Source organism: Streptomyces sp. NPDC093568 (genome assembly GCF_044764945.1).
GTDB lineage: Bacteria > Actinomycetota > Actinomycetes > Streptomycetales > Streptomycetaceae > Streptomyces.
This window is the reverse complement of the sequence record NZ_JBIWJD010000003.1, coordinates 196047-211165: the sequence shown is the minus strand read 5'-3', so window position 1 is coordinate 211165 and position 15119 is coordinate 196047. Positions and strand designations below refer to the sequence as shown.

Below are 15119 nucleotides of genomic sequence, written 5' to 3'. Positions count from 1 at the left end.
CTAGAGGCTCGCCGCCAGCTCCGTGCCCTGCTTGATGGCCCGCTTGGCGTCCAGTTCGGCGGCGACGTCGGCACCGCCGATGAGGTGCACGCTGCGGCCGGCTGCCGCCAGTTCCTCGTACAGGTCGCGGCGCGGCTCCTGGCCGGTGCACAGCACGATGGTGTCGACCTCCAGGACCGTGCTCTCCTCACCGACGGTCACGTGCAGTCCGGCGTCGTCGATGCGGTCGTAGCGCACGCCCGGGACCATGGTGACGCCCCGCTGCTTGAGCTCGGTGCGGTGGATCCAGCCGGTGGTCTTGCCGAGGCCCGCGCCGACCTTGCTGGTCTTGCGCTGAAGCAGGTGGACGGTGCGCGGCGGGGCGGGCCGCTCGGGGGCGGCCAGGCCGCCGGGGGCCGTGTAGTCCATGTCCACGCCCCAGTGGCGGAAGTACGTCTCGGGGTCCTCGCTCGCCTTGTCGCCGCCGTCGGTGAGGAACTCGGCGACGTCGAAGCCGATGCCGCCCGCGCCGAGGACGGCGACACGCTCGCCGACGGGGGCGCCGTCACGCAGGACGTCGAGGTAGCCCACGACGCTCGGGTGGTCCACGCCGGGGATGTCCGGGGTGCGCGGGGTGACGCCGGTGGCGACGACGACCTCGTCGTACGCGGCGAGGTCCTCGGCCGACACCCAGGTGTTCAGCCGTACGTCCACTCCCTGCCAGTCGAGCTGGTGGCGGAAGTAGCGCAGGGTCTCGTCGAACTCCTGCTTGCCGGGGACCTTGCGGGCGACGTTCAGCTGGCCGCCGATCTCGCTCGCGGCGTCGAACAGCGTGACGTCGTGGCCTCGTTCGGCCGCGCTCGCCGCGCAGGCCATACCGGCGGGTCCGGCGCCCACGACCGCGACGCGCTTGCGCCGCCGGGTCGGGGACAGGGTCAGCTCGGTCTCGTGACAGGCGCGCGGGTTGACCAGGCAGGACGTGATCTTGCCGCTGAAGGTGTGGTCGAGGCAGGCCTGGTTGCAGCCGATGCAGGTGTTGATGGCCTCCGGCTTCCCGGCGGCGGCCTTGGCGACGAAATCGGGGTCGGCGAGCATCGGACGGGCCATCGATACCATGTCCGCACAGCCGTCGGCCAGCAACTCCTCGGCCAGTTCGGGGGTGTTGATGCGGTTGGTGGTGACGAGCGGGACCGACACCTCGCCCATCAGCCGCTTGGTGACCCAGGTGTAGGCGCCGCGCGGCACCGAGGTGGCGATGGTCGGGATGCGCGCCTCGTGCCAGCCGATGCCGGTGTTGATGATGGTCGCCCCGGCTGCCTCGACGGCCTTGGCGAGCGTGATCACCTCGTCGAGCGTGGAGCCGCCGGGGACGAGGTCCAGCATCGACAGCCGGTAGATGATGATGAAGTCCGCACCGACGGCCTCGCGCACCCGGCGGACGATCTCGACGGGGAACCGCATGCGGTTCTCGTACGAGCCGCCCCAGCGGTCGGTGCGGTGGTTGGTCTGCGTGGCGATGAACTCGTTGATGAGGTAGCCCTCGGAGCCCATGATCTCCACGCCGTCGTAGCCGGCCTGCTTCGCGAGGCGGGCGGCGCGGGCGTAGTCGTCGATGGTCCGCTCGACGTCGGCGTCGGTCAGCTCGCGCGGCGCGAAGGGGCTGATCGGCGCCTGGAGCGGGCTCGGGGCGACGAGGTCCTGGTGGTAGGCGTAGCGGCCGAAGTGCAGGATCTGCATCGCGATCCGGCCGCCCTCGCGGTGCACGGCCTCGGTGATGACCTCGTGCTGCTCGGCCTCCGCGTCGGTGGTGAGCCTGGCGCCGCCCTCGTATGGCCGGCCCTCGTCGTTGGGGGCGATGCCGCCGGTGACGATCAGGCCGACTCCGCCGCGCGCCCGCTCGGCGTAGAAGGCGGCCATCCGCTCGAAGCCGCGCTCGGCCTCCTCCAGGCCGACGTGCATGGAGCCCATGAGGACGCGGTTGGGCAGCGTGGTGAAGCCGAGGTCCAGCGGGCTCAGCAGGTGCGGGTAACGGCTCATCGGGCCCCTCCGTGCGCGGTGTCGTGCCTGACGTAGTTGTAGAGGACCGCGCGAGGTTTATGCAACTAGTTGCATAACCAAGGGGGGGTGACTCGGGCCACTGCACTCCTGCCATCGCACCGGCCGGCCTTCTTGTACGGCCGTTCGGCCGGACCTTCCGGCACAGTGGCCCCCATGACCGCACACGCCGACGTGATCGACCTCGCCCAGCGGCTGGTCCGCTGCCCCAGCCGCGCCGGGATCGACGACTACGGGCCCGTCCTCGGGGTCCTGGAGGAGTGGCTCACCGGGCGGGAGCTGCCGTACCGGCGCCTGTACGGCGACGAGGGCGGCGCGGTCGGTCTGCTGATCGAGGTCACGGGCGGGCGGCCCGGTCCCTGGTGGGCACTGGACGCCTGCGTCGACACCGCCCCGTACGGCGACGAGTCCGCCTGGTCCTTCGCCCCGGATTCCGGCGAGGTCGTCGACGGCTGGCTGCGCGGCAGGGGTGCGGCGGACTCCAAGCTGGCGGCGGCGATGTTCTGCGGCATCGCGGCCGAGCTGCGCGGCCGGGCGGACGAACTGCGGGGCGGTCTCGCGGTGCTCCTCGACGCCGACGAGCACACGGGCGCCTTCGGTGGCGCTCGCGCCTACCTGGCCGACGCGCGGGCGGTGCGGCCGTCCGGCGTGATGATCGGCTACCCCGGCCTCGACGAGGTCGTGGTCGGCGGGCGCGGACTGTGGCGGGCCACGATCGCGGTGCACGCCGCCTCGGGCCACTCGGGGTCGCGCCGCTCCGGTCCCGGCGCCATCTCCCGCGCGGCACGTCTCGTGCGCCTTCTGGAGGAGGCCGAACTCCCGGACGCGGAGGGCGAGTTCCCGCTGCCGCCGAAGCTGACGGTGACCTCCTGCCACGGCGGCCAGGGCTTCTCGGTCGTACCCGGCCGGTGCGAGCTGGGCGTCGACATCCGCACCACCCCCGGCTTCGACGCCCGCGACGCCGAGCGGCTGGTCCGTGCGGCGGCGGACGAGCTGGACGTACGGGTCCCGGCGCCGCGGCCCACCGCGATCACCCCGGTCGCATCCTGGCCGGCGTACCGGCTCGCCGAGGACCGGCAGCCGGCGGCGGCGCTGCTGGAGGCCGCCGCGGCCGAGGGCCTCACCGTGCGCCCGAAGACCGCGGGCCCGTCGAACATCGGCAATCTGCTCGCGGGCGAGGGCATCCCGGCGACGGCGGGCTTCGGGGTGCGGTACGCGGGCCTGCACGGCGTGGACGAGCGGGCCTGCCTCGACGACCTGCCCGCCGTCCACGCCGTCCACCGGCGGGCCGTACTCGCCCTGCTCGGCTCGTCCTGACCTGGCTCGCCCTTGCCGAGCCAGGTCGTCACAGGCCGGGGCGGCTCCTCAGCACCACGTGCAGCTCCCGCTCCTGGTCGCCCGAGGCCGACGTGAGGTCGTGCACCGTGAACACGGAGTCCAGGGTCGTGCGGAGGCGTTCGATGGCCCAGTAGCCGCCCTGCGCGTCGGCCTCGACGGTCGACGAGAGCCGGGCGGGGGGCGCGCACTCCTGCGCGTCCGTCACCTCGAACGTGCCGAGCCACACCATCGGGCGCGTCTCGTGGAGCTGCTGCGGCACGTCGTCGGGATCCCGGTCGGACTCGAAGCACTGGTTCAGCACGTCGAACACGATCCGGGCGTCTTCCTTGCTGCATCCGCTGATCTCGACGGACACAGGCTCCTCGTGCAGTCGTTCACGACCCATCGTGATCGCTCCTCTCGTGGCCGCACCGCGGTGCCACGAGTAGCCCGCGGAACCGGACCCCAACCCCAAGAAAAGCACCGCGCGCGCCGGAGCACTACCGGCGGAGCCGTTCCGTCCGCGGCTCAGCTCCTGGTGAACCGGTACGTCTTGCTGTCGGTGAGCACGCAGAAGCCCGGCGAGATGACGATCACCCGCAGGGTGCCGGTGCGGCGGTCGTAGTCGATGCCCTCCGTCTCGAAAGAGCCCGAGCAGGAACTGCGCAGCGGGAGCTGGCGCAGGGCGGTGACATGGCCGGTCACGTCCGACGATCCCGGCTCGGCCGACAGGTCGATCCGGAGCAGCGGCTTGGTCATGCCGAAGAGGGTGCCTGCGGGGTCGTCGGAGGCGCACAGCAGCGTGGTGGCGCTCAGGAAGTCGCAGCCCTGCACGTCGCGTACGGCGTGGTCGAGCCGGATGCTGGAGGTCCAGGGGAGGTTCGCCGAGGGGGACGTGCTCGGGTTGACGCCGGGAGTCGGGTGGACCAGCAGGCGGGTCATGGTGCCCCATTCGCCGGAGACCATCCACTGGCCGGCGGGTGTGATGGCGACGAACGAGTTGTTCAACGCCTCTCCGGAGCCCAGCGTGTGGACGTACTCCGACCAGGCCCCGTTCGGCGCCTGCACGCGGAACATCTTCGCGGTGCCGGAGTCCGCCTGGTACGGCTCGATGTAGTAGCCGTTGTACGAGGCGTCGGGGTCGCCCACGTGGTTCCAGCCGCGGCTGCTGACCGAGACGGGGATGGTGCCGATGCCGGTGTAGCGGTTGGGGCTGTTCGCCGGGACCTCGACGGAGGTCAGGCCCTGGCTCTCGGTGAGCGGATCGGCGCGGTCGGAGCCCACCTCCGTCCAGGTGTCGGCGGCCTGCGCGGGTGCCGCGGTGGACAGCACGGCTGCGGAGGCAAGGGCGACGACGCGGGTGAGAACCGCATGACAACGTTGCCGGGCACGCAGGGCCATGGGAGCGACTCCTCGGGGGGTGGGGTGCGTGTCGGCGGACAGTCTGGCGGGGCCCGGTGGTCATGTACAGACCAAGAAGGCGAACGGCTGCTGTCTGATCGGCCACAGTCACGTGCCCCCGTGCGGACTTCGGCGGACGCCCCCCGTCGTGTTGAGGGATGGTGGAGGTGAACGACCGAGGGGGCCCGGAGACGGTTGAACACGGTAGAACAAGGGGAGTCGGCACGGGGGAACGGCGTGCCGCGACGAAGGGCGAAGGCGGTGCGTGGCATGTCTCCAGCCGAATCTCCCGTCGCCGGGGGCACCGAGCCGGCGCGCGGGCCCATGGGTCCGAGCGGACTTCTCGACGTGCTCGGCGTGGCTTCGGTCGTGCTGGACACCGAGGGACGCATCGTGCTGTGGAGCCCGCAGGCCGAGGAGCTGTTCGGTTACTCGGCCCAGGAGGCGCTCGGCGAGTACGCCGCCCGGATCATGGTCCACGAGCAGCACCTCGACCTGGTGGTCAAGCTGTTCGCCGACGTCATGGAGACCGGTGAGGGCTGGGCCGGGGCGTTCCCGATACGGCGCAAGGACGGCGCCACCCGCCTGGTGGAGTTCCGCAACATGCGGCTGCTGGACGACCAGGGAGACGTCTACGCGCTGGGCCTGTGCGCCGACCAGACGACCGTCCGCCAGGTGGAGCGGGACGTCGCGCTGTCCACGCGCACGATCGCCCAGGCGCCGGTGGGTCTCGCCGTCCTCGACACGGAACTGCGCTACGTCACGGTCAACCCGGCGCTTGCCCAGCTCAACGGCATCCCCGCCGAGGACCACATCGGTCACACCCCGCGCGAGCTGCTGCCCGATATCGGCGCCGACGCCGTCGAGGCGTCCCTGCTCGAGGTGCTGCGGACCGGTCGTCCGCTCATCAACCAGCACATCGTGGGCCGCACCCAGGCGGACCCCGACCGGGAGCACCACTGGTCGGTCTCGCTGTACCGGCTGGAGGACACGACGGGGACGGTGCTGGGGGTGGCCGGGATGGCCGTGGACATCACCGAGCAGCACCAGGCCGCGCTGGAGGCCGAGACGGCTCGGCGGCGGCTGGCCCTCATCGCCGACGCCTCCGCCCGGATCGGCACCACGCTGGAGCTCGACCGCACCGCGCACGAACTGGCCGACGTCGCGGTACCGGAGCTCGCCGACGTCGCGGCCGTCGACCTGCTCGAAGCCGTGGTGGAAGGCAGGGGCAGCGCCCTCGGCCCCACCGAGCCGGCGGTGATCCGCGCCCTGGCCGTGCAGGCCGACCACTCCACCGAGGCCCTGGACGCCGCCGACCCGCCCGGCGAGGTCGCCCGCTACGGCCCGGACCGCCTCGTCACCGAGTGCGTGCGCACCGGCAAGGCCGTCATGGTCGCGCAGGTCCAGGAGGAGGACCTGCCCCGGATCGCCCGCTCCCCCGAGGCCGCAGCGCAGCTGGGGCGCGCGGGCGTGCACTCCTATCTGGCGGTGCCGCTGATCGCGCGCGGCGAGGTGCTCGGCGCGCTCGACCTCAAGCGCACCCGCAACCCGCTGCCGTTCAGTGAGGACGACCTGCTGCTCGCCCGGGAGCTGGCGGCCCGCGCGGCCGTGCAGATCGACAACGCCCGCTGGTACCAGAACGCCCGCGACATCGCCCTGACACTGCAGCGCAGCCTGCTGCCCAGCCATCCCGCGGTGACCGGCGGCGTGGAGGTCGCCTCCCGCTATCAGCCCGCCGGCGCCAGCGCCGAGGTCGGCGGCGACTGGTTCGACGTGATCCCGCTGGAGGGCGGCAAGACCGCGCTCGTCGTCGGGGACGTGATGGGCAGCGGCATCGACGCCGCCACGACCATGGGCCGCCTGCGCACCGCGACGCACACGCTGGCCTCCCTCGACCTCGAACCGACGCTGCTCCTGGAGCACCTCGACAAGATCACCGAGGGCCTGGACCACTCCATCGCCACCTGTGTCTACGCCGTCCACGACCCGCAACTGCGCCAGTGCCGGATCGCCAACGCGGGCCACCTTCCGCCGGCCCGCGTCCGCCACGGCCATCCCCCGGAGCTTCTCGAACTGCCCACCGGCGCCCCGCTGGGCGTGGGCGGCGTCGCCTTCTCCACGACGACCGTGGACCTCGAACCCGGCGACCAGCTGGTGTTCTACACCGACGGGCTCGTCGAAACCCGCCAACACCCGCTCGACGAGCGCCTCGACGCCCTCCTGGAGCTGCTCGACGACCCCGACCGCGACTTGGAGGAGTGCTGCGACCTCCTCCTGCGCACCCTGCACCGGCCGGACAACTCCGACGACGTGGCACTGCTCATCGCGCGCGTGCTGCCCCAGAGTTGACCGTCACGACGTGATCAAGGCCGGTGGAGGCCGATCACGACGTTCGCGTACCTCTCCTCCGACACGACGAGATCGGCGGTCAGCCCGCTGCCGGTGAAGGCCTCCAGAGCCGCCGGCGCCTGACGCTCGCTCGTCTCGATCAGCAGACAGCCGCCGGGCGCGAGCCAGCGGGGCGCCTCGGCGGCGACCCGGCGCAGCACGTCCAGACCGTCCGGGCCGCCGTCGAGGGCGACTCGGGGCTCGTGGTCACGTGCCTCCGCGGGCAGCAGGCCGACCTCGCCGGTGGGCACGTACGGCACGTTCGCCGCGAGGATGCCGACCCGGCCGCGCAGGCCGCCGGGGAGGGCTTCGTACAGGTCGCCGGTGTGCACGTGCCCGCCGAAGGGGGCGACGTTGCGGCGGGCGCAGCGCACGGCCGCCGGGTCGATGTCGGCGGCGTGCAGTTCGATCGGGCCGCGTGGGCCGAGTCCGGCGGCGAGGGCGGCGCCGACCGCGCCCGAACCGCAGCACAGGTCCACGACCACGGACGCCTCGGGCGCGAGCGCGAGGGCCTGCTCGACCAGGAACTCGGTACGGCGGCGCGGTACGAAGACGCCGGGTTCGACGGCAATGCGCAGCCCGCGGAACTCGGCCCAGCCGACGACGAGTTCGAGGGGCAGGCCCGCTATCCGCCGGTCCACCATGGCGGCCAGCTCGTCCGGGGTGCGGGCGGCGGCCAGGATCAGACGGGCCTCGTCCTCGGCGAAGACACAGCCGGCGGCACGGAGCGCGGCCACGACGTCGTCACGCGAGAGCGGCGAGGGGGAAGCGGGAGAGGAGGGAGACAGAGGGGGCATGGAAGCCGAGAGCCTTTCGGAAGCCGAAGGGTGCTCTCGCGGTCGCCTACCGGCGGTGATCCGCGCCGATCCGAGATACGAGCACCCGACCTGACACAGCGGTAATGGGTCTCACCTCCCGGGTTTCGCCACGACCGGGACTGCCCCGGCCGGACGGCCACACTACCCCAGCGATCACGAGCGTTCCCACGCGTTTGCGGGGCGCGGCGAGGCATACTCGCCGGTCCCCCCGCCCTCAGGCGCCCCACCCGAGCACGTACGGTTGTACGAAGCACGAACCGAGGCTCGTGCCGCAGCACGTCACGATCACGCCCGAACCGGCGGGCCGCCGCCCATGGCGGCCTGGAGGCACCACCCGCATGAATGTCACCCGAGGCTTCACCGGACGCCCGCGCGTCCAGAACGCCGCGCTGCCGCCCGGCCAGTACGACGCCCGCGACGACTGGCCCGTCCTGTCCGCGGAGGTCACTCCCGAGCTGACGCCCGCCGAGTGGTCCTTCCGTATCGACGGCCTGGTCGAGGAGCCGCGCGAGTGGAGCTGGGAGGAGGCGCACGAACTGCCCACGGCCGGGTACGAGGGCGACATCCACTGCGTGACCGGCTGGTCGAAGTTCGGTGTGCGGTTCGGCGGTGTGTCGCTGGACGCCTTCCTCAATGTGGTCCGGCCCCATGTGTCCGCCACACATGTCGTCGCCTATGCGCACACCGGCTACACCAGCAACCTTCCGCTCGCCGACCTGACCGGTGGACGCGCCTGGATCGCGTGGGACCACGACGGGCAGCCCCTCGCGCCGGAACACGGCGGCCCGGCGCGGCTGTTGGTGCCGCATCTGTACTTCTGGAAGAGCGTCAAGTGGATCGCGGGACTGCGCGTCCTCGACCACGACGAGCCGGGCTTCTGGGAGCAGAACGGCTACCACGCCCGCGGCAACCCCTGGGAGGAGCAGCGGTACTCCGGTGACTGACGTGACTGAGACCTTCGCCCCGCCCACGCGCGTCCCCCCTCCCACGCGCGTCACCCCTCCAGCACGCTTCGCCCCGCCCACGCGCTTCGCCGTTCCCGGGCGCATCGCCGTCAGCGAGCAGGCCGCCGCCGTGTGGCAGACGGCCACGATCGCCGAGATCCGCCGGGAGACCCCGCAGGCCGCCACCTTCCGGCTAGCGGTGCCCGACTGGGCGGGCCATCTGCCCGGCCAGCACCTGATGCTGCGGCTGACCGCCGAGGACGGCTATGTGGCCCAGCGCCACTATTCGATCGCGTCCGCGCCGGACGACTCCGGGCACATCGAACTCACCCTGGACCATGTGACGGGCGGTGAGGTCTCCGGCTGGTTCCACACGGTGGCGAAGCCCGGTGACACCGTCGAGGTGCGCGGTCCGCTGAGCGGCTTCTTCGCGTGGCCCGGGGACCGGCCGGCGCTGCTGGTCGGCGCCGGCTCCGGTGTCGTACCGCTGATGTCGATGGTGCGGCACCACCGGGCGCAGTCCCTGGATGTGCCCTTGCGGCTGCTGGTGTCGGCACGCAGTCCCGAGGAGCTGATCTACGCGCGGGAGTTCGGCGCGGAGACGACGCCTGTGTTCACGCGGAGTGCGCCCCAGGGTGTGCCGGTGGGCCGTGTGGCGGCCGCACATGTGGCGGCACTCCTGGCCGAGCGGCCTCCCGGCGGGTGGGAGGCCTATGTGTGCGGCTCCAACGGGTTCGCCGAGCATGCCTCACGGCTGCTCGTGGCGGCGGGTCAGCCCGTGGACCGGATCCGGATCGAGCGCTTCGGCTGACCGGCCGCGGGGCCGGGACGGATTGTCAGGAACGATGTCCGGTGTCCGGGGTACTTGGACGGCATGCGAACCCGGGTACGTGGCTGGCGCCGGCGGGCAAGTCCGCTGCGGCGCCGGTCCGATGTCGTGGAGGCGTGGACGTTACTGGCCACGGCCGTCCTGCTGGTCGTCGTCGCTCCGCTGGTCGGGGTGGTCGCCGGGTGGTGGGCGCACGAGGACGCCGGCGCCACGGTCCAGAAGCAGCGCGACGATCGCCGTCAGGTCCGGGCCGAGGTCGTCGGCCGGACCTCCCCGGCGATCCCCATGGCGCAGAGCGGGCGGCAGCCGTCCGCCAACATGACGGTCCGCTGGACGGACCCGGCGACCGGCACGCGCACGGACACGGCCCGCGTCCCGGCCGGCACACGGACCGGCCAGACCGTCGACGTCTGGCTGGATTCCCGGGGCCGGACCGTGGCCCCGCCGCCGGACCGCACGGCGGTCTGGCAGCACACCGTCACCATCGGCGTCTGCGCGACGGCCGGCGCGGCAGCCGTGACCCTGCTCGCTCACACCGTCGTACGGCACACGGCGATGCGTCGTCGGCTGGCCGAATGGGAGGAGGAATGGGCGCGGACGGAGCCGCAGTGGACGGGCCGTCGGGCCTGAGGCGGCACCTCCCGCCCGTCGGGTCCGAGGCGGTGCCTCCCGCCCATCGGGCCGGAGGCGGCACCTCCCTCCCGTCGGGCCTGAGGCGACGCCTCCCGCGTCCGTCATGCCCCTTGCTGGATCCGTCGCGCGATCCCTCCGTGGGCCCGCAGCGCGTCCGCCAGCCCGCTGAGCCGGGGCTCGCCGCCGTCGACCAGCACCCGTCCCCCGACCACGGTCGTCCACGCCCGCGCCGGCCCGCATCGCAGCCACGCCTCCACGGGGTCGCTCAACGCACCGGCCAGCGCCACCTCGTGCAGGTCCCAGACGACGAGGTCGGCGCACGCCCCGGGCCGCAGATGACCCAGTTCGTCCTCCCGGCCCAGGCAGCGCGCCGAGCCCCGGGTGGCGATGTCGAGGGCGTCACGGGCGGTCATGGCTCCCGGACCGCCGCGGTAGCGGCCCAGCAGCAGCGCGGCCCTCGTCTCCATCCAGAGGGAGGCGTGGTCGGTGGAGGCCGAGCCGTCGCAGCCGATGCCGACGGGCAGGCCCAGTTCGCGCATCTCCGTCACGCGCGCGGTGCCGCCGCCGATCAGCATGTTGGAGCTGGGGCAGTGCGCCACGCCGACGCCCGCGGCCGCGAGGCGGCGCAACTCGGCGTCGTTGGGGTAGATGCAGTGCGCGACCCAGCTGCGGTCGCTCATCCAGCCCGTCTCCTCGAAGTACTCGACGGGACGGCAGCCGTACGTCTCCAGGCAGTAGGTGTCCTCGTCGTGGTCCTCGGCGAGGTGGGTGTGCAGGCGTACGTCGTGCCGCTCGGCGAGTTCGGCGGTCGCGGTCATCAGGGACTTGGTGACCGAGAACGGTGAGCAGGGCGCGAGCGCGACCCGGACCAGCGCGCCCGGCCCGGGATCGTGATACGCCCCGATCAGCCGCTCGCTGTCGGCGAGGACCTCGTCCTCCGTCTGCGTGACACTCCTCGGCGGCAGTCCTCCGTCCTCGACGGAGCGGGTCATGGAGCCGCGGGTGGCGTGGAAGCGGAAGCCGATGTCGCGGGCGGCGCGGATCTCGGCGTCGACGAGGCCCGGGCGGGGATGGACGTAGAGGTGGTCGGAGGACGTGGTGCAGCCGCCCATGAGCAGTTCGGCCATGCCGACGTACGCGGACACGTACGCGGCTTCCTCGTCGAGGTGGCCCACAGCGGGTAGAGGGTGGTCAGCCAGTCGAAGAGGGTGCCGTTCACGGCGGGCGCGTAGGCGCGGGTGAGGTTCTGGTAGATGTGATGGTGCGTGTTGACCAGGCCCGGGGTGACCAGGCGTCCGGCGGCCGAGAGGGTCGTGCGTGCCTCGGGCTCGGTTCCGGCGGTGCCGACGGCAGTCACCCGACGATCGGTGACGGCCAGCCAGCCGCCCGGGATCTCCCGCCCTCCGTCCACGACGAGCAGTTCGGCGTCCCTGACCAGCAGATCAGCGGTCCTCAGAGGGTGATCGACGGCAGACGTCATGGCGCCATCGTAGGTGCCCGAAGGGGCAGATATCTGGCGAGCGCTCCGATCACTCCCGTACTGTGTGATCATCCTCGGTCACTCTTCGAAAAGGCGGTCCTCCATGGCTCTGTTCGACCTTCCGCTCGACGAACTGCGCGAGTACCGCAGCGAGTCCGTCGAGCCCGAGGACTTCGACTCGTTCTGGGCCAAGACCCTGGCGGAAGCGCGCGAGCACGACCTGGACGCCCGTTTCGAGCGGGTCGACACGGGGCTGTCCACGGTCGAGGTGTACGACGTGACGTTCGCCGGGTTCGGCGGTCACCCGGTGAAGGGCTGGCTGCGCCTGCCGGCCGGGGCCACGGAGCCGCTGCCGCTGGTCGTGGAGTTCATCGGCTACGGCGGCGGGCGTGGGCTGCCGCACGAGAACCTGCTGTGGGCCTCCACGGGCCGGGCGCACTTCATGATGGACACGCGCGGCCAGGGCAGCGCGTGGGGTGCGGGCGGCGGCACGCCGGACCCGGTGGGATCCGCGCCGGCGTACCCCGGTTTCATGACCCGGGGCATCGACGCGCCCGAGAACTACTACTACCGCCGGGTGTTCACGGACGGCGTCCGTGCCGTCGAGGCCGCCCGCTCGCACCCGCTGGCCGACGCCTCGCGCACGATCGCGCTCGGTGCCAGCCAGGGCGGCGGCATCACGATCGCGGTCGGCGGCCTGGTCCCCGACCTGACGGCGATCGCGCCGGACGTGCCGTTCCTGTGCGACTACCCGCGCGCGGCCACCATGACGGACCGTCACCCGTACCGCGAGATCGGCCTCTACCTCAAGACGCACCGGGGCCGCACCGAGGACGTCCTGCGCACCCTGTCCTACTTCGACGGCGTGCACTTCGCCGCCCGCGGCCGGGCGCCGGCCTTCTTCTCGGCGGCCCTGGAGGACCAGACCTGCCCGCCCTCCACCGTCTACGCCGCCTTCAACGCGTGGGCCCACGACGAGAAGGCCATCGAGGTGTACGACTTCAACGACCACGAGGGCGGCGGTCCCTTCCACGAGGCGGCCAAGCTGGACTGGCTGCGCTCGCACGCCTGAGCGAGGACGGCGCGCCGCAACGCGGGCTGCCCTTCACGCGAGTTCGGCGTGCAGGGCACTTTCCACGCAGTCCGACCAGTCGGTACGTTCAGGGCGCCCGGGGCGTGGTACCGCACCCCGGGTTCCCGGTGGACGGACGAGGGGTGGGGTGGCTCATGGCGGAGCACGGGGTACAGGTGCACGGGCAGTGCGATCCACGGTTCGCGGCGGTGCGGTCGGCGTTCGAGGCGAACTTCCGCGACCGCGGTGAGCTGGGCGCCGCGGTCGCCGTCACAGTCGACGGCAGGACGGTGGTGGACCTGTGGGGCGGCTGGGCCGACGGCGCGCGCAACCGCCCGTGGGAGCGCGACACGCTGGTCAACGTGTGGTCGACGACCAAGGGCCCGACGGCGCTGTGCGCCCACATCCTCGCCGACCGGGGCCTGCTCGACCTCGACGGGCCGGTGGCCGCCTATTGGCCGGAGTTCGCCGCGGCGGGCAAGGAGCAGATCCTCGTACGGCATCTGCTGTCGCACCGCGCCGGCCTGTCCGGGCTGCGTGAGCCGCACTCGTTCGAGCAGCTCTGCGACTGGGAGTTGACGACCCAGCGGCTCGCGGCGATGGAGCCGTGGTGGGCGCCCGGGACGCGCTCCGGGTATCACGCGTTCACGTACGGCTTCCTGGTGGGAGAGGTCGTACGGCGGGTGTCGGGGCTGCTTCCGGGGGCCTTTCTGGAGCGGGAGGTGACCGGGCGGCTCGGGATCGACTTCGCGATCGGCCTGCCGGAGAAGGACTCCGGGCGGGCGGCCGAGCTGGTGCAGCCGCCGGCCGAGCGGACCAGTGAACAGGCGGCGATCTTCAGCCAGTTGGCCCCCGCCGCGCTGGCCGCGCTGACCAATCCCGTCCTCGGCGCGGCGCAGGCCAACTCCTCCGCGTGGCGGGCCGCCGAGATCCCCGCCGCCAACGGGCACGGCACCGCGCGTGCGATCGCCGCGCTGTACGGGATCTTCGCGGGGCGGGGGTCGTACGACGGCCATCGCGTCCTGTCCCCCGAGGCGGCCGAGCGGGTGCGCGAGGGGCAGGGCAGCTGCCGCGATCTGGTGCTCGGCGCCGGCTTCGAGCACGAGACCGAGGTCGCCCTCGGCCTGTGGCTGAGCGGGCCGAACGGCTCGTACGGGCCGAACCCGCGGGCTTTCGGACACGACGGGTTCGGCGGCTCGTGCGGACTCGCGGACCCGGAGGCCGGGGTGTCGATGGGTTACGCGATGAACCGGATGGGGCCTCATATCGCCGATGACCCGCGGAAGATGGCGTTGATCGAGGCCCTCTACGGCGCCCTGTGAGCCCCGTGCGGCGCGGGTCGTTTCGGCCGAAGTGAGAGACCACCCTTCCCTGGTGGTGTAGACCAATGCTTGGATCTGGTGACGCAAGGAGCCCGCACGGCTACGACACGTCACCAACAGGAGGCGCGGCATGGCCCGCACCACCCCGCACGACCGCCCGCTCACCGAAGCGCAGCCGCTGTACTGGAGGATCGCCACCCAGCTGCTCGACGAGCTGCGCGACGGGACCGTCCCGCCCGGCGAACGGCTGCCGGCCGAACGGCAGTTGGCGGAGCACTTCGGGGTCAGCAGGGAGACCGTACGGCAGGCACTGGAGGTGCTGCGCCGCAGCGGCCTGGTCGCGACCGACCGGCGGGGCAGCCACGCCACGCTGCCCGGTCTGCCGGTCGAGACCACGGCGTCGCTCACCTTCCCGGTCGGCGCCCGGACCTCGGGACCGGGCGCCGTCGATCGGGCCACGGTCACCTGGGAGACGCCCCCGCCGGAGCACGCCGAGGCCCTGGGGCTCGGTCCGCACCGGCCCACCCTGGTGCATCGCTACGAGTCCGAGGACGCCGACGGACGCGGCCGGCGTACGGCCGTGACGTCCTTCTCCGCCGTGGCGCTCGCCGAAGTGGCGGAGCTGGGCCGGTACCGCGAGCGCACCGACTCCTCCGACTCGGCCCAACTGCGCCGCGCCTACGACTGGATGCGCAAGGCCGGCCTCACGCTGCACCACCGGGACGCCATCACCCGCTTCCCGGGGGCCTCCGCGGTACGGGTCACCCGCTGGGTCCACGACCAGCACGCCCGCCCACTGGAGATCACGGACCTCGTGGTGGACGCCCAGCAGGACGCCTTGGTCTACGAGTTCACGCTGCCGGCCGCGATGTGAGCGGGCA

At 72.6% G+C, this 15119-nt stretch carries 13 protein-coding genes; 8 read left to right on the top strand and 5 right to left on the bottom strand.

Translation table 11 applies throughout. From position 1 onward, the window contains the following. Entirely contained in the window at nucleotides 1–2016 is a 2016-nt protein-coding gene (locus ACIRD7_RS15075; RefSeq protein ID WP_403453259.1) for an FAD-dependent oxidoreductase, read from the bottom strand. Nucleotides 2017–2190: 174 nt separating this feature from the next. On the opposite strand from ACIRD7_RS15075, the gene ACIRD7_RS15070 reads away from it, so the two are divergent. Next, nucleotides 2191–3351, top strand: coding sequence for a M20 family metallopeptidase (locus ACIRD7_RS15070; protein ID WP_403453258.1), 1161 nt, complete (start codon nucleotides 2191–2193; stop codon nucleotides 3349–3351). 28 nt (nucleotides 3352–3379) lie between these two features. Here the strand turns inward: ACIRD7_RS15070 and ACIRD7_RS15065 are convergent, their stop codons facing one another. Both ACIRD7_RS15065 and ACIRD7_RS15060 read right to left on the bottom strand, forming a co-directional pair. Continuing rightward, on the bottom strand, nucleotides 3380–3757 hold the full coding sequence (locus ACIRD7_RS15065) for a hypothetical protein (RefSeq protein WP_403453257.1): 378 nt from the start codon (nucleotides 3755–3757) through the stop codon (nucleotides 3380–3382). 122 nt (nucleotides 3758–3879) lie between these two features. Next, complete coding sequence (locus tag ACIRD7_RS15060) at nucleotides 3880–4752, bottom strand: hypothetical protein (protein ID WP_403453256.1); 873 nt, start codon at nucleotides 4750–4752, stop codon at nucleotides 3880–3882. Nucleotides 4753–5022: 270 nt separating this feature from the next. Between ACIRD7_RS15060 and ACIRD7_RS15055 the strand changes: the two genes are divergently transcribed. Then, nucleotides 5023–7101 carry a SpoIIE family protein phosphatase gene (locus ACIRD7_RS15055; RefSeq protein ID WP_403453255.1) on the top strand — a complete coding sequence of 693 codons (2079 nt, stop codon included), beginning with the start codon at nucleotides 5023–5025 and terminating at the stop codon, nucleotides 7099–7101. A 14-nt stretch (nucleotides 7102–7115) separates the two neighbouring features. Here the strand turns inward: ACIRD7_RS15055 and ACIRD7_RS15050 are convergent, their stop codons facing one another. Next, complete coding sequence (locus ACIRD7_RS15050) at nucleotides 7116–7937, bottom strand: putative protein N(5)-glutamine methyltransferase (RefSeq protein ID WP_403453254.1); 822 nt, start codon at nucleotides 7935–7937, stop codon at nucleotides 7116–7118. 359 nt (nucleotides 7938–8296) lie between these two features. On the opposite strand from ACIRD7_RS15050, the gene ACIRD7_RS15045 reads away from it, so the two are divergent. The 3 genes from ACIRD7_RS15045 (at nucleotide 8297) to ACIRD7_RS15035 (ending at nucleotide 10361) form a co-directional block, all read left to right on the top strand. After that, nucleotides 8297–8902: a sulfite oxidase-like oxidoreductase gene (locus ACIRD7_RS15045; RefSeq protein WP_403453253.1), complete on the top strand. Its 606-nt coding sequence runs from the start codon at nucleotides 8297–8299 to the stop codon at nucleotides 8900–8902. A 103-nt stretch (nucleotides 8903–9005) separates the two neighbouring features. After that, entirely contained in the window at nucleotides 9006–9713 is a 708-nt protein-coding gene (locus ACIRD7_RS15040; protein ID WP_403453843.1) for a ferredoxin reductase, read from the top strand. A gap of 63 nt (nucleotides 9714–9776) precedes the next feature. Then, the gene (locus ACIRD7_RS15035) at nucleotides 9777–10361 is read left to right on the top strand and encodes a hypothetical protein (protein ID WP_403453252.1); all 585 of its coding nucleotides are present in this window, start codon (nucleotides 9777–9779) and stop codon (nucleotides 10359–10361) included. 104 nt (nucleotides 10362–10465) lie between these two features. Here the strand turns inward: ACIRD7_RS15035 and ACIRD7_RS15030 are convergent, their stop codons facing one another. Continuing rightward, nucleotides 10466–11509, bottom strand: a complete 1044-nt coding sequence (locus ACIRD7_RS15030; protein WP_403453251.1) for an amidohydrolase family protein — start codon at nucleotides 11507–11509, stop codon at nucleotides 10466–10468. Between the two features lie 438 nt (nucleotides 11510–11947). Here ACIRD7_RS15030 and ACIRD7_RS15025 point away from each other — a divergent pair, with 438 nt between their 5' ends. From ACIRD7_RS15025 to ACIRD7_RS15015, 3 genes are all read left to right on the top strand, one after another. Further along, on the top strand, nucleotides 11948–12916 hold the full coding sequence (locus tag ACIRD7_RS15025; protein WP_403453250.1) for an acetylxylan esterase: 969 nt from the start codon (nucleotides 11948–11950) through the stop codon (nucleotides 12914–12916). Between the two features lie 155 nt (nucleotides 12917–13071). After that, on the top strand, nucleotides 13072–14238 hold the full coding sequence (locus ACIRD7_RS15020) for a serine hydrolase domain-containing protein (RefSeq protein ID WP_403453249.1): 1167 nt from the start codon (nucleotides 13072–13074) through the stop codon (nucleotides 14236–14238). A gap of 130 nt (nucleotides 14239–14368) precedes the next feature. Further along, complete coding sequence (locus tag ACIRD7_RS15015; protein ID WP_403453248.1) at nucleotides 14369–15112, top strand: GntR family transcriptional regulator; 744 nt, start codon at nucleotides 14369–14371, stop codon at nucleotides 15110–15112. Nucleotides 15113–15119 lie beyond the last annotated feature (7 nt).

Coding starts and splice junctions, on each gene's coding strand:
- ACIRD7_RS15075 (WP_403453259.1), bottom strand. CDS start 2,016: ATGAGCCGTTACCCGCACCTGCTGAGCCCGCTGGACCTCGGCTTCACC.
- ACIRD7_RS15070 (WP_403453258.1), top strand. CDS start 2,191: ATGACCGCACACGCCGACGTGATCGACCTCGCCCAGCGGCTGGTCCGC.
- ACIRD7_RS15065 (WP_403453257.1), bottom strand. CDS start 3,757: ATGGGTCGTGAACGACTGCACGAGGAGCCTGTGTCCGTCGAGATCAGC.
- ACIRD7_RS15060 (WP_403453256.1), bottom strand. CDS start 4,752: ATGGCCCTGCGTGCCCGGCAACGTTGTCATGCGGTTCTCACCCGCGTC.
- ACIRD7_RS15055 (WP_403453255.1), top strand. CDS start 5,023: ATGTCTCCAGCCGAATCTCCCGTCGCCGGGGGCACCGAGCCGGCGCGC.
- ACIRD7_RS15050 (WP_403453254.1), bottom strand. CDS start 7,937: ATGCCCCCTCTGTCTCCCTCCTCTCCCGCTTCCCCCTCGCCGCTCTCG.
- ACIRD7_RS15045 (WP_403453253.1), top strand. CDS start 8,297: ATGAATGTCACCCGAGGCTTCACCGGACGCCCGCGCGTCCAGAACGCC.
- ACIRD7_RS15035 (WP_403453252.1), top strand. CDS start 9,777: ATGCGAACCCGGGTACGTGGCTGGCGCCGGCGGGCAAGTCCGCTGCGG.
- ACIRD7_RS15025 (WP_403453250.1), top strand. CDS start 11,948: ATGGCTCTGTTCGACCTTCCGCTCGACGAACTGCGCGAGTACCGCAGC.
- ACIRD7_RS15020 (WP_403453249.1), top strand. CDS start 13,072: ATGGCGGAGCACGGGGTACAGGTGCACGGGCAGTGCGATCCACGGTTC.
- ACIRD7_RS15015 (WP_403453248.1), top strand. CDS start 14,369: ATGGCCCGCACCACCCCGCACGACCGCCCGCTCACCGAAGCGCAGCCG.